Source organism: Microbacterium sp. Root553, from assembly GCF_001426995.1.
In the GTDB taxonomy this organism is placed as follows: domain Bacteria; phylum Actinomycetota; class Actinomycetes; order Actinomycetales; family Microbacteriaceae; genus Microbacterium.
Genome location: NZ_LMFY01000001.1, coordinates 2,796,699 through 2,821,789, shown reverse-complemented (window position 1 = coordinate 2,821,789; position 25,091 = coordinate 2,796,699). Strand labels below are relative to the sequence as shown.

Here is a 25,091-nt window from a genome sequence, read left to right as displayed (position 1 = left end):
TGCGGTATCGTTCGTGAGCGAGCGCGCGCGCAGGGGTGCTCGGAGATCGTCGAGAGGGCGCGAACGGTGAAGACGGCTCTCGTGAGGATCGCGGGGCTCGCAGGCACGGTCGTGATCGTGCTGTGGGGTGCCGCCACGCTGGTGTTCCTCGCATTCCGGGTCATCCCCGGTGACCCCGTGTCGGTGATGCTCGGGCCCCAGGCCCAGGTCAGCGACGCCGTGAAGGACGGCATCCGCGCGGAACTCGGTCTCGATCGTCCGCCGGTGGAGCAGTACCTCTCGTTCATCTCGCAGCTCGCCCGTGGTGACCTCGGCGAGTCCTACCAGCTGCGGATGCCGGTGACGGAGGTCATCGGTCGCCAGCTCGGGGCGACGCTGCAGCTCTCGGCGCTGGCCCTCGTGATCGCCGTGGTGCTGGCGCTCGCCGTGGCGCTGTTCGTGCGGGGGCACCTGGGGCGCGCTGTCGCGGCGGGGATCGAGCTGGTGATCCTGTCCTCACCGGTGTTCTGGATCGGTCTTCTGCTGCTCAGCGTCTTCGCGTTCGGGCTGGGGTGGTTCCCCGTCTCCGGGGCGCGCAATCCGGCGACGATCGTACTGCCGGCGGTCACCCTCGCGCTGCCCGTCGCCGCGCTGCTCAGCCAGGTGCTGCGCGACGGACTGATCCAGGCGGAGCGGATGCCGTTCGCCGACACCGTGCGGGCGCGCGGTGCCGGCGGTTCGTGGTTCACGCTGCGTCACGGGCTCCGACACGGCGCGGCGAACGCGATGACCCTCGCGGCCTACCTGACCGGATCCGTGCTGGGCGGAGCCGTGCTGGTCGAGACGGTGTTCGCGCGGTCGGGGCTCGGCCGTGTCACGCTCGCCGCCATCAGCAATCGCGACCTCCCGGTGATCACGGGCATCATCCTGTTCAGTGCGATCGTCTTCGTCATCGTCAACCTCGTAGTCGAGGTGCTGCATCCGCTCCTCGACCCGCGGCTGCGAGCCGCACGGGGGAGGCCCCGATGACGCGCGTGCAGACGGCGCTGGTGTGGGCGGCCTCGGCGGTGCTGCTGGTGATCGCCTTCGCCGCCGTCTTCCCCGGGGTGCTCGCCACGCACGATCCTCTGCAGACGGAGGTGCGGGCCGCCATGCTCGCCCCGAGCCCCGCCCATCTGCTGGGCACCGACCAGAGCGGACGCGACGTGTACTCGCGCCTCGTGTACGGGACGGGGCGCTCGGTGGGCATCGGAATGCTCGCGACGGGCATCGCCCTGGCGGTGGGGCTGCTCGTCGGTGCACTCGCCGGACTCGCTCCCCGCGCCGTCGATGCGGCGCTGATGCGGGTCAACGACGTGCTCATGGCGTTCCCCGAGTTCCTGGTGGCGCTCGTGGTCGTGGCGATCCTCGGACCGGGACCGGTCAACATCGCCATCGCGGTGACACTCGCGGCCGTGCCCGTGTACATCCGCCTCGCTCGCGTGCAGACGAGCACCCTCCGTCGCGCCGAGCATGTCGAGGCCGCGCGCATCCTCGGCGTCCCGCCGGCTGCGGCCTTCCTCCGGCATGTGATGCCCGGTGTGCTCGGGTCGCTGAGCGTGCTGGCCACGATCGGCATCGGCTCGAGCATCCTCGCCGCCGCCGGACTCAGCTTCCTCGGACTCGGACCGTCGGAGCCCACGCCCGAATGGGGTCTGATGCTCGCAGGCGGGCGGAACGTGCTCGGCCAGGCGTGGTGGATCGCGGTGTTCCCCGGCATCGCGATCACGCTCACCGTGATCTCGGCGACCGTGGTCGGCCGGGTGCTGCGAGACCGCGCGGACGGACGTGCATCGTGACGGCCGCGTTGGAGCTGGAGGGGCTGCGCATCGACTTCGGCGGGTCTGCGGTCGTCGACGGGGTGTCGCTGACCGTGTCGCGCGGTGAATGCGTGGCGATCGTGGGAGAGTCCGGGGCCGGCAAGACTCTCACCGCCCGCGCCCTGCTCGGGCTCGCACCGACCGGGGCGACCGTGCGGGCGGCCCGGCTCGTCGTGGACGGGACGGATGCCCGAGGCCTGGGCGAACGCGGGTGGCGGTCGCTTCGAGGGCGCCGCATCGGGCTGGTCTCCCAGGACGCCCTCGTCTCGCTGGATCCGCTGCAGCGCGTGGGGTCCGAGATCGCCGAGCCGCTGCGCATCCACCGGCTCGTCTCCGGGCGGCCTGCCCTGCAGTCCCGCGTGCAGGAGCTGCTGCACCGGGTCTGGATGCCCGACGGAGAGCGCCGCGCGCGGCAGTACCCCCACGAGCTCTCGGGCGGCCTTCGCCAGCGCGCCCTGATCGCCTCGGCGCTCGCCGCCGACCCCGCCGTGCTCGTCGCGGACGAGCCGACCACCGCGCTCGACGCCACCGTGCAGGCGCGCATCCTCGACCTGCTGCGGGAGATCGCCGATGCGGGCACCGCCGTGGTGTTCATCAGCCACGACATCGCCGCCGTGCGACGCATCGCCGATCGCGTGCTCGTGATGCGCGACGGGGAGGTGGTCGAATCGGGGACGACGCGCGACGTGCTCGAGGCGCCGCAGCACGACTACACCCGTCAACTCATCGCCGCGACCATGCATGAGCCGCGCGCCGCGGCCGAGGGCACCGCCGCTCCCGTCCTCGTCGCGGTCGAGGTCGCGAAGGACTTCGGCGAGATCTCCGCCGTGCGCGATGCGTCGTTCTCGGTGCCGGGTGGACGCACCCTCGGCGTCGTGGGCGAGTCCGGCTCGGGCAAGACGACCCTGGCGCGCATGATCGTGGGAATCGAGGCCCCCGACGGGGGGTCCCTGCGATGGCTCGGCGACCGTCGGGTGCAGCTCGTGCATCAGAATCCCCTCGGTGCCTTCGACCCGCGGTGGACGATCGCACGCTCGCTCCGCGAGGCGCTCGCCGCCGGCGGGGTACCGCGCGCTCAGCGGGGAGCGCGGGTGACAGAGCTGCTCGCCGAAGTCGGTCTCGATCCGTCTCTCGCCGCCCGCCGACCGATCGCGCTCTCGGGCGGACAGCGCCAGCGTGCGGCGATCGCCCGTGCGCTCGCCGCGGATCCCGATGTGCTGGTGCTCGACGAGCCGGTCTCCGCCCTCGACCCCTCGGTGCGGGAGCGGGTGCTGCAGTTGCTGCGTCGACTGCAGCGAGAGCGTCGGCTCACGATGGTCTTCGTCTCGCACGACCTCGACGTCGTCGGTGCCATGGCCGACGAGGTGCTGGTGATGCAGGAGGGAGTCATCGTCGAACAGGGGCTGATCGCCGACGTGTTCGCCGCGCCGCAGCATCCGTTCACGCGCGAGCTGCTGGAGGCGAGCGGCTCGGTCAGTCCTTGACCTGGATGCCGATGCCCGCTGCCAGCAGAGGGGCGAGCTGCTGGACCTGGAAGCCGCTCAACGTGGTGCCGCGGAGACTGTTCGCGTCGAGGAAGGCGCCCGCATCGAGCCCGCGCAGATCCGTATGGGTCGCCCGCATGCCGCGAGGGTCGACCTCATCGGAACGGGTGTCGGTGAAGCGCACGCGGGTCAGTTCGGCCTGGGGCATGTCGATGGTGCGGATGTCGCATCGTTCGATCTCGACGTCGGTGGCCTTGGCACCGCCGAGGTTCAGGTAGTCGATCCGCACATCGCCGAGCAGCAGTTCATCGATGCGGGCGCTGCTCAGATCGAGGGTGCCGATCCGCCCGCCGCCGATGCGCACCCGACGGGTGCTCGCGTCGCGCATCCGCAGCGAGGCGATGCGCACGCCGCCGAGGTCGACGTCGATCAGCGTGGCGCCGGTCAGGTCGACGGCATCGGCATCTGCGGCGATCGTGCACTGCTCGAGCGAGGAGTGGGCGAGATCGACGGTGCCCGTGAGCTCGAGGCTCGCGGCGAGCAGGTCGGCGCCGCGTCGTGCGGATGCCGCATCGAGGTGCGGCGGGAGATCGGGCGGTGAGACGCGGGGAGGAGCGGGTGATTCGGGGGAGCGGGCCATGCCTCGAGGGTAGAGGGTGGGTGCGACAGCCGGGTCGCCTGCACGCGGGCGCCACCCCGGTCGCGGCCGCGCGTACAATGGAGGTACGAGCATGGATCCGGCCATCACCGGGGAGCTCTCGGAAGAACGGTCATCCCGCAGGGGAGGGCTCAGTAGAACCGAGCGGGGCAGGCCCGTCACAGCCGCAGTGAGAGTGGCCCCGCCGTGAGGCGCGGCACGCGAGGTGGTACCGCGGTTCCCCGGGACGAAAATCCGGACGGATCGTCCTCGCAGCAGCATCCGCCACGACTCCTGCGAGACGACATGACCTACCCGCGTTCCTCCTTCGGACCCGCCGCCGATCAGGCTGCCACTGTCGCACCGAGCCCCCGGTTCCCTCAGATCGAGCGAGATGTGCTCGACTTCTGGGAGACCGACCAGACGTTCCGCGCCTCGATCGAGCAGCGCGACGGGGCCGACGAGTGGGTCTTCTACGACGGCCCTCCCTTCGCCAACGGCCTGCCGCACTACGGCCACCTGCTCACCGGCTACGCGAAGGACGTGTTCCCGCGCTTCCAGACGATGATCGGCAAGAAGGTCGATCGTGTCTTCGGATGGGACACGCACGGTCTGCCCGCCGAGCTCGAGGCCATGAAGCAGCTCGGGATCACCGAGAAGAGCGAGATCGAGCAGATGGGGATCGACGTCTTCAACGCGAAGGCCAGGGACTCGGTGCTCAAGTACACCCACGAGTGGCAGGACTACGTCACCCGTCAGGCGCGCTGGGTCGACTTCGAGCGCGGATACAAGACGCTCGATCTCGGGTACATGGAGAGCGTGCTCTGGGCGTTCAAGACCCTCTTCGACAAGGGCCTCGCCTACGAGGGATACCGCGTGCTGCCCTACTGCTGGCGCGACGAGACCCCGCTCTCGGCGCACGAGCTCCGTATGGATGACGACGTCTACCAGAATCGTCAGGACCCGTCGGTCACCGTCACGTTCCCCCTCACCGGCGCCAAGGCCGAGGCCCTCGGGCTCACCGCGGTGCGTGCGCTCGCCTGGACGACCACGCCCTGGACCCTGCCCACCAACCTCGCACTCGCGGTCGGCCCCGACATCGAGTACGTCGTCCTGCCGGCAGGCCCCCTCGGTGCAGCCGACGTGCACGCACCGGAGGGGAGCACGGATGCCGTCGTCGAGGCCTCCGCACACCGTTACCTGCTCGCGAAGGAGCTCCTCGGCGGCTATGTGAAGGATCTCGGCTACGAGAGCCTCGACGAGGCGCTCGCCGCCGTCCACACGACCGTTCGCGGCTCCGAGCTGCAGGACGTCACCTACGACCGTCTGTTCGACTACTTCGCGGATGCCGAGGTCCACGGCACCGAGAACGCCTGGCGCATCCTCGTCGACGACTACGTCACGGTCAGCGACGGCACCGGCATCGTCCACCAGGCACCGGCCTACGGCGAGGACGACCAGCGGGTCGCCGGTGCCGCGGGCATCCCGACCATCCTGTCGCTCGACGACGGCGGGCGTTTCCTCCCCACGGTGACCGACGTCGCCGGCGAGCTCTGGATGGATGCCAACACGCCTCTGATCCGCCTGCTGCGCTCCCAGGGACGCCTGCTGCGCGAGCAGAGCTACGTCCACTCGTACCCGCACTGCTGGCGCTGCCGGAACCCCCTGATCTACAAGGCCGTCTCGAGCTGGTTCATCCGCGTCACCGACATCAAGGACGACCTGCTCGCGAACAACGAGCAGATCACCTGGGTGCCCGAGAACGTCAAGCACGGCCAGTTCGGCAAGTGGCTCGAGGGTGCGCGCGACTGGTCGATCAGCCGCAACCGCTACTGGGGCTCGCCGATCCCGGTCTGGAAGAGCGACGACCCCGAGTACCCGCGCGTCGACACCTACGGGTCTCTCGAGGAGATGGAGCGTGACTTCGGCACGCTGCCGCGCAATCCCGAGGGCGAGATCGACCTGCACCGTCCGTACATCGACGACCTCACGCGTCCGAACCCCGATGACCCGACCGGCAAGAGCACGATGCGCCGCATCGAGGACGTCTTCGACGTGTGGTTCGACTCGGGTTCGATGCCGTACGCCCAGGTGCACTACCCGTTCGAGAACCAGGAGTGGTTCGACACCCATGCGCCGGCCGACTTCATCGTCGAGTACATCGGGCAGACGCGCGGCTGGTTCTACGTCATGCACGTGCTGTCGACCGCGCTGTTCGACCGCCCGGCGTTCACCGGCGTCAGCTGCCACGGCATCGTGCTGGGCAACGACGGCTACAAGATGTCGAAGTCGCTGCGCAACTACCCGGACGTGTCCGAGGTGCTCGATCGCGACGGATCGGATGCGATGCGCTGGTTCCTGATGTCCAGCTCGGTGCTGCGCGGGGGCAATCTCGCGGTGACGGAGGAGGGCATCCGCTCGGGCGTGCGCGAGTTCCTGCTGCCGCTGTGGAACTCCTGGTACTTCTTCGCGACGTACGCGAACGCGGCGAAGCCCGGCGGCTACGAGGCGACCTGGCGCACCGACTCCACCGACGTGCTCGACCGCTACATCCTCGCGCGTCTCGGCGATCTGGTGCGCGAGGTGCGCGCCGACCTCGAGGGACTCGATTCCACCACGGCCTCCGCGCGGCTGCGCGACTTCGCCGAGGTGCTCACCAACTGGTACATCCGTCGCTCGCGCGACCGGTTCTGGGATCCCTCGTCGAGCTCAGGAACGGCGATCGACTGCTTCGACACGCTGTATACGGTGCTCGAGACCCTCACCCGCGTCGCGGCGCCGCTCGTGCCGCTCATCAGCGAGCGTGTGTGGCAGGGGCTCACGGGCGGGCGCAGCGTGCACCTGCAGGACTGGCCGGACGACACCGCCTTCCCCGCCGCCGACGAGATCCGCGATGCGATGGATGCCGTCCGCGAGCTCTCCAGCGTCGGCAACGCGTTGCGCAAGAAGGAGAAGCTCCGGGTGCGTCTGCCGCTCGCGCGTCTGACCGTCGTGTCGCCGCTCGCCGCCAGCCTGAGCCGGTTCGAGGACATCCTCCGCGAGGAGCTCAACGTCAAGTCGGTCGAGCTCGTGGCGCAGTCGGAGACGACCGCTGCGGACTACGGCATCAGCCATCGACTCAGCGTCAACGCCCGGGCCGCGGGCCCGCGCCTCGGCAAGAACGTGCAGACCGTGATCAAGGCCGCGAAGGCGGGTGACTGGTCGGAGACCGACGGAGTCGTCACCGCCGGCGGCATCGCGCTCGAGCCGTCGGAGTACGAGCTCGTGCTCGAGACCGCAGGGCGTCCGGACGGGGAGGCTCTGGCTCTCGTGCCGACCGGGGGCTTCGTCCTGCTCGACACGCAGACGACACCCGAGCTCGAGGCCGAGGGCCTCGCGCGCGACGTCATCCGCGCTGTGCAGGAGACCCGCAAGAATGCGGGCTTCGATGTGAGCGACCGCATCGCCCTGCGACTGTGGTTCACCTCCGGCGACGATCTCTTCGCGGTGCGCAGCGCCTTCGAGACGGCCGATATCGCGGGCGAGACGCTGTCGACCGCCTTCATGCTCGGCGCCAAGGACGAGGTGCTTCTCGAGCAGGGTGAGGTGCCGACCGTCCCCGAGCACTCAGCGACCGTTGCTCAGGGCACGTATGCGAACCGCGGCGACTTCACGGTCTCGGTCAGCAGGATCGGAGTCAGCGCATGAGCGCACGCGACAGGGCCGATGCCGTCTACGAGACGCTGCTGAGCAGGGCGGGGGAGCGCTGGGTGCAGCCCCGCAAGGAGCGTACGGCGCGGATTCTCGCGTACCTGGACGATCCGCAGCGCACCTACCGTGTCGTCCACATCACCGGCACGAACGGCAAGACGTCGACCGCCCGGATGATCGAGAGCCTGCTGCGTGCGCACGGTCTGCGGACCGGACTGTTCACCAGCCCGCACCTCGAGCGGTTCACCGAGCGGATCATGATCGACGGCGAGCCGATCGAGGATGCCGCGGTCGGCGATGCGTGGGAGGAGATCGAGCCGTTCGTCGACATCGTCGACGCCGAGCTCGTCGCGGCAGGTGAGGAGCCTCTGACGTTCTTCGAGCTGCTCACGGTGCTGGCGTTCGTCGCGGTGGCGGACGCCCCGGTCGACGTGCTCGTGCTCGAGGTGGGCATGGGCGGCGAGTGGGACTCGACGAACACCGCGGACGGAGACGTCGCGGTGTTCGCGCCGATCGACATCGATCACGCGGATCGCCTGGGCGACACGATCGCGGCGATCGCGACGGTCAAGGCGGGGATCATCAAGGAGGGCGCGGCTGTCGTCTCCGCCGAGCAGCCCGCGGAGGCCGCCGAGGTGCTCCGTCGCGTCGCCGCCGAGAGGAACGCCACGATCGCGTTCGAGGGCGACGAATTCGGCCTCACCGATCAGAAGCTCGCTGTCGGCGGACAGCTGATCTCGGTCCGCGGGCTCGCGGGGGAGTACACCGAGGAGTACCTGCCGCAGTACGGCGCGCACCAAGGGCACAACGCCGCCCTCGCCGTCGCCGCCGTCGAGTCGCTGATCGGGGGCGGGGCGCAGCGGATCGCCGCCGACATCGTCTCGGAGGGATTGCAGGGGGCGACGTCGCCCGGCCGGCTGCAGCTGCTCGGCATCGCCCCGACGGTCATCGTCGACGCCGCCCACAACCCGCACGGCGCGGCCGCGCTGGCGCAGGCGATGGACGACAGCTTCGACTTCGACGAATGGGGCGTCGTGCTCGGCGTTCTCGCCGACAAGGACGCGGCGGGAATCGTCGCGACGCTCGTGCCGACCGCCGCGCACGTGTTCGCCACCGCGCCGGAGTCGGAGCGCGCGAGCGACGCCGATGTGATCGCGGACCTGGTCGAGGCGACCGGACAGCGGGCGACCGTGCACCCGACGCTGGCGGATGCCGCCGACGCGGCCCGCGAATGGGCCTCCTCGTCCGAGCGTCGGGCCGTGGTCATCGCGGGATCCGTGGTGCTCGCCGGCGAGGCGATCGCCCTCGCCGAGGAGGAGGACTGGAAGTCGGGGTGGCGCGCGTGAGTGCGGATCCGACGCCCGCCCGTCCGCCGCGTGCGCCCCGTCCGCCCCGGACGCTCGTGCAGAAGCTCGCGCCCATCGTGCTGGGATTCGAGTCGGTCGTGGTCTTCCTCGCGGGTCTCACGGTCTTCGGCCTGAAGACGCTTCCCGACGGCATCCCGCAGTGGTGGGGCATCGTGGGCGGTGCGATCGTGGGGCTCGCGTGCATCGCGGTCGCGGGGATGATCACGAAGCCCTGGGCGATCTCGGCCGGATGGGTCTTGCAGGCGGTCATAGCCGTGTCTGCGATCCTGGTGCCCGCGATCCTGCTCGTCGTCGTGATTTTCGGCGGCATGTGGGGATATGCGACGATCATGGGGGCTCGATTGGACGCACGCCGTCCGTCCGGGCCCGCGACCGAGACTCAGACAGAGAGTGAATGACATGGCCACCGAAGAAACCCTCGTCCTCGTCAAGCCCGACGGTGTCGCGCGCGGCCTCACCGGAGCGATCCTGGCGCGCATCGAGTCGAAGGGCTACGCCCTCGTCGACATCCGCCTGGTGGAGCCCGACCGCGACCTGCTCGCCGAGCACTACGCGGAGCACGAGGGCAAGCCCTTCTACGAGCCGCTCCTCGAGTTCATGCTCTCCGGCCCGTCCGTCGCGATCCGTCTCGCCGGCAACCGCGTGATCGAGGGGTTCCGTTCGCTCGCGGGAACCACCGACCCGACGACCGCCGCTCCCGGCACGATCCGCGGCGACTTCGGCCGGGACTGGGGCCTCAAGGTCCAGCAGAACCTCGTGCACGGCTCGGACAGCCCCGAGTCCGCCGCACGCGAACTGGGAATCTGGTTCGACTGACGCGCACACCGACGACGAAGCCCGCCGCACGATCTCGTGCGGCGGGCTTCGTCGTTCGCGTGAGCGGCGGATCAGAAGACGAGTCGCGCCATCTCGCCGAGGAAGTCGAGACCCTGCAGCTGTGCGAGCAGGATGATGACGGCGTAGGAGAGGATCGTCGCCAGGGGAACCCAGACCATGAGCTTGTCGGCGCGCTCGCGCGCTTTCTCGCTGCGGGTGAAGGATCCGTTGCGTGTCAGGTGGAGCATGGTCGCGAAGAACGTCGGAATCGTGACGGCCCAGGTGATCATGCACCACGGGCACAGCACGAAGAGGTCGTAGAGGCTCTGACCGATGAGCCAGCAGACGAGGCCGAAGGCGAAGGTGACACCCGCGCCGAAGGTCAGCCAGAACCAGCGCGGGAAGCGCGCTCCGGCGAGGATCGCCACACCGACGATCAGGGGGGCGATCCACCCCGAGAGGCCCATGATCGGGTTGGGGAAGCCGAAGATCTCCCCCTGCCAGGAGTTGAGGTTCTTGCTGCACTGGATGAACGGGCTGATGTCGCACGACAGCGCATCGGTCGGATTCTGCAGGAGGGAGAACTTCTCGACCGTGAGCTGGAAGGCGGCGAACCAGCCGATCACACTCGCGATGATCAGCCAGACGGCATAGAAGACGGGGCGGGTGCGCTGCTCGCTCATGTGTGGAGTATCTCAGTGATCGCTATGGATCGGGCGAAAGCGCACCGGAGAAAACGACGCGAGCCCACCTCGATGCCGCGATAGCGCGTACTTGGTGCGATAATGACCTGTGATGCACCGCTCGACCCGGTCGTGGTGGACATCGACGCAGACTTCGGGGCCGTATGCCCCTCGTGACCAGAGCCATGAGCCGGTCGCACACCGAATGAGTTCGCGGAACCTGCGGGTACCGCATGAGATCTAGCGGAGCACGACGCGTCCGCACGAGGAGCAAGCCAGAGATGGCCGATGACAACAATGACTACGACGCCCCCACCCTCGACTTCGCTGCGGATGCCGACGCACCCGCAGAGGTAGTCGCCGACGCGACGGAGGTCGACGGTACCGCCGACGCTCCCGACAGCGCCGAGCAGACGCACGACGGATCCGCTGAGGCGGACGCGCCCGCCGACGAGGTCGAGCCCGTCACGGACGAGAAGCCGGCGGACGAGAAGCCGGCCGACGACGAGCCCGTCGAGGACACGCCTGCCGACGAGAAGCCTGCCGACGAGAAGCCTGCCGACGAGAAGCCCGCCGACGAGAAGCCCGCGGACGAGAAGCCTGCCGACGACGAGCCCGTCGAGGACACGCCTGTCGACGAGAAGCCTGCCGACGAGAAGCCGGCCGACGAGAAGCCTGCGGACGAGAAGCCTGCGGACGACAAGCCCGTCACCGCGGTGTCCCTCGGGCTGCTCCCCGAAGTCTTCGTGTCGCAGGTCTCGACGCAGCTGCACTTCTACGCGCCCGCGGTCCTGCCGCTGCCGGCGCGTCCCGAGCGCGAGCGCGTCTTCGACCGCATCGCCGACCGCGAGCAGGACGAGCCGGGAGCCCGCCGCGGCCGCCGTCGCCGTGGCGGTTCCGACGAGAACGAGCCTCGCGAACCCCGCGAGCAGCGCGATGAGCCGCGCCAGCCGCGTCAGCGCGTCGTCGAGTACATCACCGAGCCCAAGGCGATCAAGGGCTCCACGCGCCTCGAGGCGAAGAAGCAGCGTCGCCGCGACGGTCGCGACGCGGGACGTCGTCGCCCGGTCGTCACCGAAGCCGAGTTCCTCGCCCGCCGCGAGTCGGTCGACCGCAAGATGGTCGTGCGCTCCAAGAACGGTCGTACGCAGATCGGCGTGCTCGAGGACGGCGTGCTCGTGGAGCACTATGTCGCCCGCAATCAGGATGCGTCGCTCATCGGCAACGTCTACCTCGGCCGCGTGCAGAACGTGCTGCCCAGCATGGAGGCCGCGTTCGTCGACATCGGTCGCGGACGCAACGCCGTGCTCTACTCGGGCGAGGTCGACTGGGACGGCGTCGAGACCGGCAACCAGCCGCGCCGCATCGAGCTGGCGCTCAAGGCCGGGGACCGCGTCCTCGTGCAGGTCACGAAGGACCCGGTGGGGCACAAGGGTGCTCGCCTGACCAGCCAGATCTCCCTCCCCGGTCGCTACCTCGTGTACGTGCCCGGTGGATCGATGAACGGGATCAGCCGCAAGCTCCCCGACAACGAGCGCGCGCGCCTCAAGCGCATCCTCAAGGAGGTGCTCCCGGAGTCGTCGGGTGTGATCGTCCGCACGGCCGCCGAGGGTGCGACAGAGGATCAGCTGACCCGTGACGTGCAGCGTCTGACGTCGCAGTGGGAGCACGTGCGCACGCAGGTCGAGAACCAGCAGGCGCCGGCGCTGCTGCACGCCGAGCCCGACCTCCTCGTCAAGATCGTCCGCGACGTCTTCAACGAGGACTTCACGAAGATGCTCATCCAGGGGGAGGAGTCGCAGCGCACGATCCGCGCCTACCTCGAGAGCGTCGCCCCCGACCTCTTGGAGCGCGTCGAGTCCTACGAGGACGAGGCCGACCCCTTCGACGCGTTCCGCATCACCGAGCAGATCGAGAAGGCGCTCGACCGCAAGGTCTGGCTGCCCTCCGGCGGCTCGCTGGTCATCGACCGCACCGAGGCCATGACGGTCGTCGACGTCAACACCGGCAAGTTCGTCGGCTCCGGCGGAAACCTCGAGGAGACCGTCACCAAGAACAACCTCGAGGCCGCGGAGGAGATCGTCCGTCAGCTTCGCCTGCGTGACATCGGCGGCATCATCGTCGTCGACTTCATCGACATGGTCCTCGAGTCGAACCGCGACCTCGTGCTGCGCCGTCTGATCGAATGCCTCAGCCGCGACCGGACCAAGCACCAGGTCGCCGAGGTCACCTCGCTCGGACTCGTGCAGATGACCCGCAAGAAGCTGGGGCTCGGCCTGCTCGAGACCTTCAGCGAGGCATGCGACGTCTGCGCCGGCCGCGGCGTGATCGTGCACCACGACCCCGTCGTGAAGCACCGATCGAGCAGCAACGGCAACGGCAACGGAAACGGCAACTCCTCGTCCAACCGCCGCCAGCGCGGGGGGAACGGGCCGTCGCAGAACTCGGCCCCTCCCGCGGGCACGACGCACAGCATCCCTGAGGGTGCGAAGTCGGCTCTCGCGCAGATCGCAGCATCGACGCGGGTTCCGAATGCGGAGGACCTGCCGGATGCGGTGGCGCCCTCGACCGAGGCCGCGGAGGCCCCCGCCGCGCAGGAGCGGGCCAAGAAGCCGCGCAAGAAGCGTGGCTCCGACCGCAAGGCCTCGCCGAAGTCACCGGCCGAGGCGCTGCTGGACTCGGTGCTCGACGCGCTTCCCGAGCCCAAGGCGCCCGGCCAGGGTCGCGGTCGCCGTCGGGTGTCCACGGCCGCTCTGACGGGTACTCCCGTCTCGGTGAACTCGGACTCGTCAGCGCCTGTCGCGGGCGGGGATCCGCAGGCCTGAGGCGATCAGCCGACGCACGAGCTCCTTGCCGTCGACGTGCTCGGCGCCGGCGGCGATGAGCCGGGGGACCAGTTCCTCCGGCACGTCGTAGTGGTCGAGATCGAAGGCGCGCGCAGGCACGTCGTGGGCGCGCGCGAAGGCGTGCAGCTCGTCGAGGTTGTCATCGCTGACCAGGTGCGCCCACAGTCGTCCGTGGGCGGGCCAGCGGGGTTCGTCGACGAGAACGGTCACCCAGCCAGCCTAGGACCGGACACACCGGAGAGCGCGTTTTGCCACAGTGTCCGGCATCCGGTAAAGTAGTCCCTTGGTGCGTATGCCGCGTCGTCCTGGACGGTCGGAGCGGAGAGTCTTGCATTCGTGCCCGTCGCCCTGCGATGCATGCAAGCAACAGTCTTCCCGTGAGATCTCGGAGCCGCGAGCTCCCCAACGAAACAGGTATGAAGTGGTTTACGCAGTAGTGCGCGCCGGTGGGCGGCAGGAGAAGGTCGAGGTCGGCACGATCGTTCAGCTCGACCGTGTCAAGGCTGCTTCGGGCGAGAAGATCGAGCTGGCCGCCGTGCTGCTCGTCGACGGCGCCACGGTGACCACCGACGCTGACTCGCTGGCGAAGGTCAAGGTCACGGCTGAGGTCATCGGCAACCTCCGCGGCCCGAAGATCATCATCCAGAAGTACAAGAACAAGACCGGCTACAAGAAGCGCCAGGGCCACCGTCAGGAGCTCACGCGCGTCAAGATCACCGGCATCAAGTAAGACCGAGGAGACCAGGACATGGCACATAAAAAGGGCGCAAGCTCCACCCGTAACGGTCGTGACTCCAACGCTCAGCGACTTGGCGTCAAGCGCTTCGGTGGACAGCAGGTTCTCGCCGGCGAGATCATCGTCCGCCAGCGCGGCACGCACTTCCACCCCGGCGTGAACGTCGGCCGTGGTGGCGACGACACGCTGTTCGCTCTTGCCGCAGGCGCGGTGCAGTTCGGTGCGAAGGGCGGCCGCAAGGTCGTCAACATCGTCGCCGCTGCCGAGTGATCACAGCACGACAGTAGACATCCGATTCGGGGCGGGCTTCGGCCCGCCCCGAATCTTTTTTTGAGGAGAGAGACATGGTCAGTTTCGTCGACACCGTGACGCTGCATCTGCGCGCGGGCAAGGGCGGCAACGGCTGTGTCTCGGTGCACCGCGAGAAGTTCAAGCCCCTCGGCGGCCCCGACGGCGGCAACGGCGGTGACGGTGGTGACATCGTGCTCGTGGCCGACACCCAGACCGGCACGCTGCTCTCGTACCACCACTCGCCGCACCGGAGCTCCGGAAACGGCGGCCCGGGCATGGGCGACCACCGCGCCGGATTCCTCGGTGAGACGCTCGAGCTCCCCGTGCCCGTCGGCACCGTGGTGAAGAACCCCGCCGGTGAGGTGCTCATCGACATGATCGTGCCCGGTGAGCGCTTCGTCGTCGCCAAGGGCGGTCACGGCGGTCTCGGCAACGCCGCACTCGCGACCCCCAAGCGCAAAGCGCCCGGATTCGCTCTGCTGGGCACTCCCGGCGTCGAGGGCGACGTCGTCCTCGAGCTCAAGACGGTGGCCGACGTGGCACTCGTGGGATATCCGTCTGCGGGCAAGTCCAGCCTGATCGGTGCGATCTCCGCGGCACGACCGAAGATCGCCGACTACCCCTTCACGACGCTGCATCCGAACCTCGGCGTCGTGCAGGCCGGCGACTCGCGCTACACCGTCGCCGACGTCCCCGGGCTCATCGAGGGCGCCAGCGAGGGGCGAGGCCTCGGCCTCGAGTTCCTCCGCCATGTCGAGCGCTGCACCGCCCTGCTGCACGTGCTCGACTGCGCCACGCTCGAGCCGGGACGCGATCCGATCTCCGATCTCGACGTGATCCTCGCGGAGCTCGCGGCGTACGAGGTGCCGGAGGGCCAGACCCCCCTGCTCGAGCGCCCGCAGCTCATCGCGCTCAACAAGATCGACGTTCCCGAGGCCCGCGACCTCGCCGAACTCGTGCGGCCCGACCTCGAGGCGCGCGGTTTCCGCGTGTTCGACATCTCCACGGTCTCGCACGAGGGTCTGCGTCCGCTGACCTTCGCGCTCGGTGAGATCGTCGACGCGTACCGCGCCGAGCTGGCCGCCACGGAGGTGCCGCGCGAGCGCGTGATCCTCCGTCCCCGTGGCCCCAAGAAGGGCTTCGAGATCCGTGTCGAGGGCGGCACGTACGGCAACGTCTACCGCATCCTCGGCGAGAAGCCGGTGCGGTGGGTGCAGCAGACTGACTTCCAGAACGAGGAGGCCGTGGGATACCTGGCCGATCGACTCGAGAAGCTGGGTGTCGAAGACGAGCTGTTCCGACTCGGTGCGGTGCAGGGGTCGACCGTGGTGATCGGCGAGGGCGACAGCATCGTCTTCGACTGGGAGCCCACGATGACCTCGGCGGCCGAGCTCATGAGCGCACCGCGTGGAACCGATCCCCGCCTCGCGCCCAACAGCCGCCGCACCACGTCAGAGCGTCGTGAGACCTACTACGAGCGCATGGATGCCAAGGCTGAGGCTCGTGCCGAGGTCGAAGCGCAGCGGCTCGCGGCCTACCGCGAGGACGGCGAGTGACCGCTCGCTCACGGGCGGATCTCGCCTCGGCATCACGGATCGTCGTGAAGGTCGGCTCCTCCTCGATCAGCGGAGAGTCCTCCTGGCGGATCCCGGTCATCGTCGAAGCCCTCGCGGCTGCGCATGCGCGCGGCGCCGAGGTGGTGCTCGTCTCCTCAGGAGCCATCGCCACCGGCATCCCGTTCCTCCGCCTCGACGCGCGTCCGACCGATCTCGCCACGCAGCAGGCGGCGGCCGCCGTCGGGCAGAACATCCTGGTCTACCGGTACCAGGAGTCGCTGCGGCCCTTCGACATCGTCGCCGGCCAGGTGCTCCTGACGACGGGTGACCTCGAGAACCCCACGTCGCGCAGCAATGCCCGCCGCGCCATGGAGCGTCTGCTCGGACTCCGCATCCTGCCGATCGTGAACGAGAACGACACGGTGGCCACCCAGGAGATCCGCTTCGGCGACAACGACCGTCTCGCGGCGTTCGTGGCGCAGCTCATCGAGGCCGACGCGCTCGTGCTGCTCAGCGACATCGAGTCCCTGTACACGAAGCCGCCGTCCGACCCCTCGGCCGTGCCGATCGACGTGGTCGCCCCGGATGCCGACCTCTCGGGTCTGGAGTTCGGTTCGACCGTGGTCAACAGCGTCGGCACCGGGGGAGCGGCGACGAAGGTCTCGGCGGCGCGCCTGGCCGCGGCCTCCGGCATCGGCGTCCTCGTGACCAGTGCCGACCTGGTCGACCAGGCTCTCGCGGGGGCCGAAATAGGGACCTGGTTCGAGCCTGCGCTCTCCTAGACTGGGCGGATGACCGACCAGACCCCGCAGGTGCGCCTCGAGCGCGCCAAGGAGGCGTCCCGCGCCACCGCCGCACTGACGAGCGACGACAAGGCCCGCGCGCTCGAAGCCATCGCGGTCGCCCTCGAGCAGAACGCCGCGGCGATCATCGAGGCGAACGACCGCGATGTCGCGCGCGGTCAGGCCGACGGCATCGGCGACTCGCTGATCGATCGGCTGAGGCTCGACGAGAAGCGCGTGCGCGCTCTCGCGTCGGCGGTGCGAGAGGTCACGGCGCTGCCCGACCCGGTCGGACGCGTGGTCGGCGGACACCGGATGCCGAACGGGGTCACGCTCGAGCAGGTGCGCGTGCCCTTCGGGGTGGTCGGAGCGATCTACGAGGCACGGCCGAACGTGACCGTCGACATCGCCGCCCTCGCGCTGCGCTCGGGGAACGCCGTCGTGCTGCGCGGCGGCAGCGCCGCCCGCGACTCCAACACGGTGCTCGTGCAGATCATGCGCGAGGCGCTGCAGAGCGCGGGAGTGACCCCCGAGGCCGTGCAGACGGTCGACGACTTCGGCCGTGACGGCGCGAAGGCGCTGATGAACGGACGCGGCTACATCGATGTTCTGGTGCCTCGCGGGAGCGCAGGGCTCATCGAGACCGTGGTCACCGAGTCGACCGTCCCGGTCATCGAGACAGGTGCGGGCAACGTGCACATCGTGCTCGATGAGACCGCCCCGGAAGACTGGTCGCGCGACATCGTCGTGAACGCGAAGGTGCAGCGGCCCAGCGTGTGCAACGCGGTCGAGACCGTGCTGGTGCTGAGGCAGGCCGCGCCGCGGCTGGTGCCCCTCGTCGCGAGCGCGCTGCAGAGCGAGGGGGTCGCGATCCACGGTGACGACATGGTGGCCGGGCTCGTCTCGAATGTGATCCCCGCGACCGACGAGGACTGGGCGACCGAGTATCTCAGCCTCGACATCGCCATGAAGGTGGTCGACAGCCTCGATGATGCCCTCGACCACATCCGTCGCTACAGCACGGGCCACACGGAGTCGATCATCACCACGGACACGCGCAATGCCGAGAGGTTCCTCGCGGAGGTCGACTCGGCCGTGGTGATGGTCAACACCTCCACCCGATTCACCGATGGAGGCGAGTTCGGCTTCGGCGCGGAGGTCGGCATCTCGACCCAGAAGCTGCACGCCAGGGGGCCGATGGGACTCTCCGAGCTGACGAGCACGAAATGGCTGGCGCGTGGGTCGGGGCAGACCCGCGGCTGAGGGCTAGACTAGGGGGCGCTGTGGCTCCTGGTGGGCCATGCCCCCCAGCCACGAAACGGAGTCACGATGAACCTCGTCGCACAGATCGCGATGGCCGCCGCCGAGACCGAGCACCACGGCAACGTCCAGCTCGAGACCCTGATCTTCGGCGTCGTCGCGATCATCGTCTTCGCGTTCCTCGGCTTCGTCACCCTGTCGTACAAGAACGTCGCCAACCGCCACTCCGCCAAGGCGGACGCCTGGGCTGCGCGCCACGGCAAGGACGGCCACGAGGCAGGGCACGGCCACTAGGCGCCTATGAACGACACGACCTCGCGTCCGGCGCGCATCGGTGTGATGGGCGGCACCTTCGACCCCATCCATCACGGGCACCTGGTCGCCGCCAGCGAGGTCGCGCACTCCTTCGATCTCGACGAGGTCGTCTTCGTGCCCACGGGACGCCCGTGGCAGAAGGCCGAGGTCACGCCGAGCGAGCACCGCTATCTGATGACGGTCATCGCGACGGCATCCAATCCGCAGTTCACCGTGAGTCGGGTCGACATCGATCGCGAAGGGCCGACCTACACGATCGACACCCTGCGTGATCTCAAGGAGCGGCGTCCCGACGCTGAGCTCTTCTTCATCACGGGTGCAGACGCCGTGGCGCAGATTCTCAGTTGGAGGGACCATGATGAACTGTGGGAGTTGGCCCACTTCGTCGCGGTCTCACGCCCAGGACACGTCTTGAGCACAGACGGCCTCCCCAGCGACAACGTCAGCCAACTGGAGGTGCCGGCGCTGTCCATCTCGTCGACGGCCTGCCGCGCGCGGGTCCGAGACGACGAGCCGGTCTGGTATCTCGTTCCCGACGGAGTCGTTCAATACATCGCGAAGCATCATCTGTATCGGAGCAAGGCATGAGTACATCGGATCGGCAGGAGCAGGGTCCGCTGACGCGAAAGCAGCTGCGTGAGATCCGGTTGACGGGTTCCACGCCGGTCATCACCGCGGAGGAGGCTGCGGCGGCCGCCGCAGTCGTGCCCGACGCGCAGTCCGCAACGCCCGGACGCGACGACACGAACGCCGAGGAGCGCGCCGAGAGCGCTGCGACCTCGAATGCCGCGTCCCACGACGCGACGATCCCGGCCGCCCCCGCCGCACCCGCCAGTGGCGCCGCTGCGAGTACCGGGGGGTTGACCCGCCGACAGGTCCGAGAGCTCGAGAGGCAGCGAGCAGGCACCGCGACTCCCGCCGACACCGACGGTGTGGACGACGCGGATGCCGCACAGCTTCCCGCTCCCGTCAGCGCCGCGACCGCCTCGTCCTCCGGCGCGCAGGAACACGCCGTCGATGAGGACGCCCGCGACGACGAGGTCATCGGCGCAGACGATTCCGCCGCACAGGATTCCGCCGCACAGGCCCCCGACGAGGACCCCGCTGCCTCCGTCGCCGAGCTCGGCCTCGCCGAGGATGACGACGCCGAGGCGTCCGAGTCGGAGGACGTCCTCGCCGACGTCGACGATGCGGATGCCGCAGACATCTCCGTGGAGGAGAACCCGACGGTCAACCCGGCGTTCGGACAGGATCTGCTCTCCGATCCGAACGAGGCCCGCGCGCCGTTCGCGCCGTCGTTCGACGAGCTGCTCACGGTCGGCGACTCGACGGGATCTCAGCACCTCGCTCCCAACACCCTGATCTTCACCCCGTCCGCGGGCGACGGTGATCTCTCCGGGCCGGTCGCGTCCACGGGAGAGATCCTGATCACGGGCTCCTACGAGCTGCCCCGGGGCCTCGGCTCGCAGGGACACGCGCACGGCACGACCGATGGCAAGGACATCGACGCCGTGCTCATCGACGGCGAGCTGCCCCCGGCATCCTCGCCCACGCCGATCGCCGCCAGCGCGGCGGTCAGCACCATCAAGCCCGCCGGCGAGGTCATCCGCCCGCCAGCCCCCGAAAAGGGCAACAAACTCATGCTCATCCTCGCGATCGTGGCGGGTGGTCTCGCGCTCGCGCTGGGCGTCTCCCTGATCATCGCCTTCACCACGAATGTGTTCTGATGCAGTCACCTGAAACCGCCGAAGAGATGCTCCAGCTCGCGGCAGACGCCGCCGTCTCGAAGGGCGGTGAGGATCTCGTCGCGCTCAACGTGTCGGAGCCTCTCCCGCTCGTCGACATCTTCCTGCTGGTCACCGGAAACAGTGAGCGCAACGTCGCCGCGATCGCCGATGAGATCGAGGACCGGCTCATCGAGTCCGGTCACAAGCGGGTCCGCCGCGAAGGTCGTGCGGAGGCCCGCTGGGTCCTGCTCGATTTCGGCGACCTGATCGTCCACGTCTTCCATCAGGAGGAGCGCGTGTACTACGGCCTGGAGCGCTTGTGGAAGGACTGCCCCGTGGTCCCGTTCGAGCTCTCCGAGTCCGCCTCGGCCGCAGACCGCGACTGACATGCGTGCACACCTGATCACCGGTGCCGGGTCGGGGATCGGCGCCGTCGTCGCGCGCCGCCTTCTCGAGCGCGGCGATCAGGTGACCGTCCTCGCCCGCGATGCGGGTCGAGCGAGGGAGATCACCGCCGGACTCCCGGGCGCCACCGCGCTCGTCGGCGACCTCGCGCAGCCGGGACGGCTGTCGTGGGCGCTCTCGAAGCAGCCCCTTCCCGAGCGCATCGACTCGCTGATCCATGTCGCGGGTGTCGTCGACCTCGGTCCGGTGGCCGACCTGCCCGCGAACCTCTGGGAGCAGCAGCTCGCTGTCAATCTCGTGGGGCCCGCGGAACTGACGCGTCTCCTGCTGCCGGTGCTGCGCGTCTCCCGTGCCAGGGTCGTGTTCGTGAACTCCGGTGCCGGCCTGCACGCCCACGCGGGGTGGTCGGCGTACGCCGCCTCCAAGCACGGTCTCAAGGCGCTGGCCGACTCCCTGCGTGCCGAGGAGTCGGAGCACGGGGTGCGAGTGACGTCGATCTATCCGGGCCGCACCGCGACTCCGATGCAGGAGCGCGTGCATCAGCAGGAGGGGCGCGAATACGATGCCGAGCGATTCATCACCGCCGACTCCGTCGCGTCCATGATCCTGACGGCACTCGACCTCCCGGACGACGCCGCGCTGACGGATCTGACGATCCGCCCTGCGGGCTGAACTCCGCGCTCGACCCCCGCGAACCTCTGTCAAGGGGCTGTGCACCCGCACATCCTCGGCGGATGATGAAAGCTGGGGACGAGTGTTGGAGGGAAACCGCATGACAGGAGATCCAGAGCCGAGATACGTTCTTCACCGTGTCACTCCGTCGGAGTGGGTGATCAACGATCGTCGCTATTCGCCCGACGACCCGCGCAACGTGGTCGGATGCATCTACGAGTATGCCGACACCGATGTCGAGGTCGTCTGGCTTCGCGACCTGCCGCTGTCGGCACGGTACGCGAATGCGCAGGAGGTGCTCGACGAGGTCGCGCGGATCCAGGATCCGAGCAGGGCGACGAGGCCGATAGCCATCCCGCACCTGCCACCGCTCTACGCCACCTGAAAGACGCACAGAGCACAGACTGTGGGGCAGGGCCACCTCGGTGGCCCTGCCCCGCAGTCATGAGTCGGTTCGGTCGCGAAGCGGTTCAGTCGGCATCCGCGTCGGGATCCGTCGGCTGCTCCGCTGCGAGTCTGTCAGCGGTGGCGCCGTCGACCTGATCCGCGTCGACATCGGTGTCGAGGACCTTTTCGCCATCGACCTCGCGGTGCGGCACTGCGTCGATGTCGCCGTCGTCGTCGGGTCGCGGGACCAGCGGGGGGATCGGTGTGGACATGGTGACTCCTCTCGTGTGTGTGATGGCGACCATAGAATGCTCACCGGTCGTGCGGCAGCGGGTTGACGGCATCGTCGGCGGAGGGTAGCCGGCGTCACACCTCCTGATGTCCCCGTGGCCGACGGGCGCGTGCCGCGCGGCGAACCCAGGGGATCAGGGTGTCGAGGACGAGGAACCCCAGCAGCGTCCAGCCGACCAACGGCAGCCAGAGACCGACGAGGACCGCTGCGACCGCGACGATCCCGATCTCCCACCACGGCGCCCCTCGGAGCGCCCGCCCGGGAGGGCTTCCGACGATCCGCGACGGGTCGCGACGCGGACGCCGTCGCCACCACATCAGGTAGCCGAGCACGACCATGGCGGCGATGGCGAGGGCGACGACGAACAGCACGATCTGATTGGCGAGTCCGAACATCACCCCCATGTGGATGTTGATGCCCCAGCTCGCGAGTTTGGCTGCGAGCGGGATGTCGGCGAAGTCGACGCGGTCGACGACCTGCATGGTGGTTCCGTCGATCGCGAGGGAGTCGGATTCGGTGGGGAATCCCGTCTTGATCTCGCGGACCGTCCAGGCCGCCCCGGGCTCGGCGGGCGGCTTGATCTCCACCTGTCCGGTGTTGACGTTCTGCCGTTGCGCGATCGCGAGGACGGCGTCGAACGTCGCCGGGTTCGCCGATCCGCTGGGGGCGCTCTCTGCCCCGTGATGATGCGCATGTCCGTCGGACCCGGTCGTCGTGCCGTCGAGGCTGGTGCTGACCGTAGGGGTTCCCCAGTCGAGGGCTGCCCGCAGACTGTCGACGTTCGCCCCGGCGTACTGCGACCAGGTGATTCCCGTGGCTGACAGGAACAGTGCTCCCAGAAGCACCCACACGCCGAGCGAGGCGTGCCAGCCGAACAGCCTGCGATACCCCCGGTGGGCCGGGTCGGGGCGGAGCAGATCGCGCTTGACCCTGGCCTTGCGCAGCCGGATGACCCAGAGCGCGATGCCGGCGATGGCGACGATCCCGAGCCAGGAGGCCGCGAGCTCGCTGTACAACCGGCCGGGGTCGCCGAGGTTCAGCGTGCGGTGCAGGTTGCTGACCCAGGTGCGCAGCGGAGTGGCGCCGCTGGTGCCGTAGACCACCAGCTCCCCACGGATCTCCGCTGTGCCGGGGTCGACGAACACGGCCAGTGACTCGCTCGGGCCGAGGCCGTCCACGGCGTACATGATGCGCGTCGTGTCTCCGGGTTCCGGTGCCGGGCGCACGGCGAACAGCGCCGTCCCCTCGCCCACGTGCGTGTTCGCGGCCTCGATCTGCGCGGCGAGCGGCACCGTGGAGTCCGGTGCCGGCGCATGCAGCTCGTGGGCGTACACGGCCTGCTCGAGTTGCGGGGTCAGGGCGTAGAGCGCGCCGCTGAGCGCCGCGACGAGGATGAACGGGCCCACCAGGATCCCGGCGTAGAAGTGCAGACGCAGCAGCAGTGCGCCGAGACGGGAGCCGCCGCGTCGCCGAGGCGGCCCGCCGGGAGCCGGAGGTGAGACGACGGCGCGTTCACGCACGCTCATGCGCCCACCCCTCCCGTGAGAAGGGTCTCACCGATGAACCCGCCCTCGGCGCATCCCGGTGGCACGGCGAACACGGCCGAGCCGATCGGCACGGTCCACTCGTTGAGCAGGTCCAGCTCGTCGAGGCGTTTCTGCATCGGCGTGAACTGGCGTTCGATGTCAGCCTGGAAGGACACGAAGAGCAGGCCCGACTCCGAGACCTCGGCGCCGCTCGGACGCTCGTCGTAGTTGTAGCCGCGCCGGAAGATCCGCTCCGCCCCGTCGCCGCGAGCGCGCCGGATGTGCGCGAACGCGGGGATGACGGGGAAGCCGATCGCGGTCTTCGCCTCGAAGTCCGGCTCGTCGAACTCCTTCGTGCCGGTGAGGGGCGCGCCGTTCGCGAGAGTCCGGCCGACCGAGGCATCGCGGCCGCTGCGATCGAGGCGGTCCCACTTGTCGAGGTCCATGCGGATGCGGCGGATGACCATGCCCGTCCCTCCGGAGAGCCAGCCCTCCTCGGTCCACACGATCCGGTCGAAGTCGGCCGTCCCTGGCTCCGGGTTGGCGGTGCCGTCGACCTGGCCGAACAGGTTCCGCATGGTGGTACCCGGACGCTCGGTGCCGTAGGCGCGGCGAAAACCCTGTTGGGTCCAGCGGATGCCGGCGAACCCGCGGGCATCCTTCAACAGCATCCGCAGAGCGTGGGCGACAGTCAGCGGATCGTCTCCGGCGATCTGCAGCAGCAGGTCTCCGTCGGAGAACTCGGGCTGCAGCCGATCCACGCGGAAGGCGGGGAGGGGAGCGAGCCAGGCAGGCGGGGTGCCGCCCGCCCGCGCGACGAATCCGGGACCGAAGCCGAACGTGACGGTGAGGCGTGCCGGAGAGAGCGCGAGCTCGGGTTCGGAGTCCGCGAGCGCGGGCCGTCCCTGGGTGAGGCGCGCGGCGTCGTCCGTGAGGATGCGCATCAGGCGGGTCAGCGCGGTCCTGTCGGTGTCGTCGTGCAGATCGAGGGCCACGAAGACCCCGTGCGCCTGGGCGGCGGTGTCCACCCCGGCCTGATGTGCGCCGAAGAACGGCACGGTCTCCGTTCCGTTCATCGGGGTCGAGACGGCCGTGCTGTCCGTCGAGGGTCGATTCAGGGCGATGTCCGCTCCCACCGCCGCGACCGCGCCGACACCGGCGACAGCTCCTCCGAGGAGGAACTGCCGCCGGGTCGACCCGGAGCGACGGGAGCGGGCGCCCTCAGTGGGCGCCGCCATCAGTGATCCATGCCCTCTTCGTGCTCGGAGCCGTCTTCGTAGTTCTCGTTCGCGCCCGAGTAGTCCTTCACCGGAGCGGTGAACTCGTAGGTCGAGTCGTCGGAGAATGTGAGGGTGAACGTCGCCTCGTCACCGGCGAGCAGCGGCGCGGTGAGATCCATCAGCATGATGTGGTTCCCGCCCGGCTCCAGCGTGAGCTCCGAGCCGGCGGGGATGACGAATCCGCCCTCGATCTCGCGCATGACCATCTCGCCGGATTCGTTCTCGACGGTCTCGTGGAGCTCCATCATGTCGGAGGCGGGGGATGAGACCGAGACCACGGTCACATCCTCGTCGCCGCTGTTGGAGAGGACGCCGAACGCGGCCGACATGCCGTCGTCGGCTGCCTTGACCCAGGCATCGTCGATCGTGACGACGTCGCCCGCAGGGGCGCTCTTCGTCTCGGCGGGGGCGCTGCCGGCCGCGCAGCCGGTGAGGGCGAGCAGCGAGACCGTGAGGATCGCGGTCACTCGGGAAAGGGGGGTGGTGTGCATGATGGTGCCT

Annotated in this window: 26 protein-coding genes; 19 read left to right on the top strand and 7 right to left on the bottom strand. The window is 69.2% G+C overall.

The window, feature by feature from the left end:
• The first annotated feature begins 66 nt into the window (after window positions 1-66).
• The 3 genes from ASD43_RS13305 to ASD43_RS13295 are packed head-to-tail and all read left to right on the top strand — an operon-like array spanning window position 67 to window position 3,322.
• Window positions 67-1,008 (top strand): ABC transporter permease, encoded by a 942-nt coding sequence (locus ASD43_RS13305; protein ID WP_056418392.1) that lies wholly within the window; start codon window positions 67-69, stop codon window positions 1,006-1,008.
• Entirely contained in the window at window positions 1,005-1,817 is an 813-nt protein-coding gene (locus tag ASD43_RS13300) for an ABC transporter permease (RefSeq protein WP_056418388.1), read from the top strand. The genes ASD43_RS13305 and ASD43_RS13300 overlap by 4 nt, the downstream gene beginning before the upstream one ends.
• Window positions 1,814-3,322: an ATP-binding cassette domain-containing protein gene (locus tag ASD43_RS13295; protein ID WP_056418385.1), complete on the top strand. Its 1,509-nt coding sequence runs from the start codon at window positions 1,814-1,816 to the stop codon at window positions 3,320-3,322. The genes ASD43_RS13300 and ASD43_RS13295 overlap by 4 nt, the downstream gene beginning before the upstream one ends.
• Here the strand turns inward: ASD43_RS13295 and ASD43_RS13290 are convergent.
• The gene (locus tag ASD43_RS13290) at window positions 3,312-3,962 is read right to left on the bottom strand and encodes a pentapeptide repeat-containing protein (RefSeq protein ID WP_056418383.1); all 651 of its coding nucleotides are present in this window, start codon (window positions 3,960-3,962) and stop codon (window positions 3,312-3,314) included. The two genes, ASD43_RS13295 and ASD43_RS13290, sit on opposite strands and share 11 nt — an antisense overlap.
• A 303-nt stretch (window positions 3,963-4,265) precedes the next feature.
• On the opposite strand from ASD43_RS13290, the gene ileS reads away from it, so the two are divergent.
• From ileS to ndk, 4 genes are read left to right on the top strand one after another with little or no spacing between them, the layout of a single operon-like run.
• Window positions 4,266-7,646 (top strand): isoleucine--tRNA ligase, encoded by a 3,381-nt coding sequence (gene ileS / locus ASD43_RS13285; protein ID WP_056418378.1) that lies wholly within the window; start codon window positions 4,266-4,268, stop codon window positions 7,644-7,646.
• Complete coding sequence (locus ASD43_RS13280; protein WP_056418375.1) at window positions 7,643-8,995, top strand: bifunctional folylpolyglutamate synthase/dihydrofolate synthase; 1,353 nt, start codon at window positions 7,643-7,645, stop codon at window positions 8,993-8,995. The genes ileS and ASD43_RS13280 overlap by 4 nt, the downstream gene beginning before the upstream one ends.
• Window positions 8,983-9,414 carry a DUF4233 domain-containing protein gene (locus ASD43_RS13275; RefSeq protein WP_056418371.1) on the top strand — a complete coding sequence of 144 codons (432 nt, stop codon included), beginning with the start codon at window positions 8,983-8,985 and terminating at the stop codon, window positions 9,412-9,414. The genes ASD43_RS13280 and ASD43_RS13275 overlap by 13 nt, the downstream gene beginning before the upstream one ends.
• A 1-nt stretch (window position 9,415) precedes the next feature.
• Window positions 9,416-9,832 carry a nucleoside-diphosphate kinase gene (ndk, locus tag ASD43_RS13270; RefSeq protein ID WP_045254652.1) on the top strand — a complete coding sequence of 139 codons (417 nt, stop codon included), beginning with the start codon at window positions 9,416-9,418 and terminating at the stop codon, window positions 9,830-9,832.
• 71 nt (window positions 9,833-9,903) lie between these two features.
• Here the strand turns inward: ndk and ASD43_RS13265 are convergent, their stop codons facing one another.
• Complete coding sequence (locus ASD43_RS13265; RefSeq protein ID WP_056418368.1) at window positions 9,904-10,515, bottom strand: vitamin K epoxide reductase family protein; 612 nt, start codon at window positions 10,513-10,515, stop codon at window positions 9,904-9,906.
• A gap of 281 nt (window positions 10,516-10,796) precedes the next feature.
• Here ASD43_RS13265 and ASD43_RS13260 point away from each other — a divergent pair, with 281 nt between their 5' ends.
• A complete protein-coding gene (locus ASD43_RS13260) occupies window positions 10,797-13,340 on the top strand; it encodes an Rne/Rng family ribonuclease (RefSeq protein WP_056418364.1) in 2,544 nt (847 codons plus the stop codon).
• Here the strand turns inward: ASD43_RS13260 and ASD43_RS13255 are convergent.
• Window positions 13,305-13,571 (bottom strand): DUF4031 domain-containing protein, encoded by a 267-nt coding sequence (locus tag ASD43_RS13255; RefSeq protein ID WP_056418361.1) that lies wholly within the window; start codon window positions 13,569-13,571, stop codon window positions 13,305-13,307. The two genes, ASD43_RS13260 and ASD43_RS13255, sit on opposite strands and share 36 nt — an antisense overlap.
• A 211-nt stretch (window positions 13,572-13,782) precedes the next feature.
• On the opposite strand from ASD43_RS13255, the gene rplU reads away from it, so the two are divergent.
• The 11 genes from rplU to ASD43_RS13200 all read left to right on the top strand — a co-directional run bounded on the left by rplU (window position 13,783) and on the right by ASD43_RS13200 (window position 21,490).
• Entirely contained in the window at window positions 13,783-14,091 is a 309-nt protein-coding gene (gene rplU / locus ASD43_RS13250; protein WP_167541600.1) for a 50S ribosomal protein L21, read from the top strand.
• An 18-nt stretch (window positions 14,092-14,109) separates the two neighbouring features.
• Window positions 14,110-14,367, top strand: coding sequence for a 50S ribosomal protein L27 (rpmA, locus tag ASD43_RS13245; protein ID WP_028501603.1), 258 nt, complete (start codon window positions 14,110-14,112; stop codon window positions 14,365-14,367).
• 74 nt (window positions 14,368-14,441) lie between these two features.
• Window positions 14,442-15,944 carry a GTPase ObgE gene (gene obgE, locus ASD43_RS13240; RefSeq protein WP_045254647.1) on the top strand — a complete coding sequence of 501 codons (1,503 nt, stop codon included), beginning with the start codon at window positions 14,442-14,444 and terminating at the stop codon, window positions 15,942-15,944.
• Window positions 15,941-16,726 carry a glutamate 5-kinase gene (proB, locus tag ASD43_RS13235; RefSeq protein WP_056418357.1) on the top strand — a complete coding sequence of 262 codons (786 nt, stop codon included), beginning with the start codon at window positions 15,941-15,943 and terminating at the stop codon, window positions 16,724-16,726. Before obgE ends, proB begins: the two co-directional genes overlap by 4 nt.
• Window positions 16,727-16,735: 9 nt before the next feature.
• Window positions 16,736-17,989: a glutamate-5-semialdehyde dehydrogenase gene (locus tag ASD43_RS13230; protein ID WP_056418354.1), complete on the top strand. Its 1,254-nt coding sequence runs from the start codon at window positions 16,736-16,738 to the stop codon at window positions 17,987-17,989.
• Window positions 17,990-18,055: 66 nt separating this feature from the next.
• Window positions 18,056-18,280, top strand: coding sequence for a hypothetical protein (locus ASD43_RS13225; RefSeq protein ID WP_056418351.1), 225 nt, complete (start codon window positions 18,056-18,058; stop codon window positions 18,278-18,280).
• A gap of 6 nt (window positions 18,281-18,286) precedes the next feature.
• Entirely contained in the window at window positions 18,287-18,889 is a 603-nt protein-coding gene (gene nadD, locus ASD43_RS13220) for a nicotinate-nucleotide adenylyltransferase (protein WP_045254643.1), read from the top strand.
• Window positions 18,886-20,028, top strand: a complete 1,143-nt coding sequence (locus ASD43_RS13215) for a hypothetical protein (protein WP_056418348.1) — start codon at window positions 18,886-18,888, stop codon at window positions 20,026-20,028. The genes nadD and ASD43_RS13215 overlap by 4 nt, the downstream gene beginning before the upstream one ends.
• Entirely contained in the window at window positions 20,028-20,414 is a 387-nt protein-coding gene (gene rsfS / locus ASD43_RS13210; RefSeq protein ID WP_056418345.1) for a ribosome silencing factor, read from the top strand. Before ASD43_RS13215 ends, rsfS begins: the two co-directional genes overlap by 1 nt.
• A 1-nt stretch (window position 20,415) precedes the next feature.
• The gene (locus ASD43_RS13205; RefSeq protein ID WP_056418343.1) at window positions 20,416-21,105 is read left to right on the top strand and encodes an SDR family oxidoreductase; all 690 of its coding nucleotides are present in this window, start codon (window positions 20,416-20,418) and stop codon (window positions 21,103-21,105) included.
• A 100-nt stretch (window positions 21,106-21,205) separates the two neighbouring features.
• Window positions 21,206-21,490, top strand: coding sequence for a hypothetical protein (locus tag ASD43_RS13200; protein WP_056418340.1), 285 nt, complete (start codon window positions 21,206-21,208; stop codon window positions 21,488-21,490).
• Between the two features lie 85 nt (window positions 21,491-21,575).
• Here the strand turns inward: ASD43_RS13200 and ASD43_RS13195 are convergent, their stop codons facing one another.
• The 4 genes from ASD43_RS13195 to ASD43_RS13180 all read right to left on the bottom strand — a co-directional run bounded on the left by ASD43_RS13195 (window position 21,576) and on the right by ASD43_RS13180 (window position 25,081).
• A complete protein-coding gene (locus tag ASD43_RS13195) occupies window positions 21,576-21,764 on the bottom strand; it encodes a hypothetical protein (protein ID WP_056418337.1) in 189 nt (62 codons plus the stop codon).
• Between the two features lie 94 nt (window positions 21,765-21,858).
• Window positions 21,859-23,310, bottom strand: a complete 1,452-nt coding sequence (locus tag ASD43_RS13190) for a PepSY-associated TM helix domain-containing protein (protein ID WP_056418335.1) — start codon at window positions 23,308-23,310, stop codon at window positions 21,859-21,861.
• Window positions 23,307-24,548, bottom strand: a complete 1,242-nt coding sequence (locus tag ASD43_RS13185; protein ID WP_056418333.1) for a Dyp-type peroxidase — start codon at window positions 24,546-24,548, stop codon at window positions 23,307-23,309. The genes ASD43_RS13190 and ASD43_RS13185 overlap by 4 nt, the downstream gene beginning before the upstream one ends.
• Window positions 24,548-25,081 carry a copper chaperone PCu(A)C gene (locus tag ASD43_RS13180; protein WP_056419667.1) on the bottom strand — a complete coding sequence of 178 codons (534 nt, stop codon included), beginning with the start codon at window positions 25,079-25,081 and terminating at the stop codon, window positions 24,548-24,550. The genes ASD43_RS13185 and ASD43_RS13180 overlap by 1 nt, the downstream gene beginning before the upstream one ends.
• Between the last annotated feature and the right edge of the window lie 10 nt (window positions 25,082-25,091).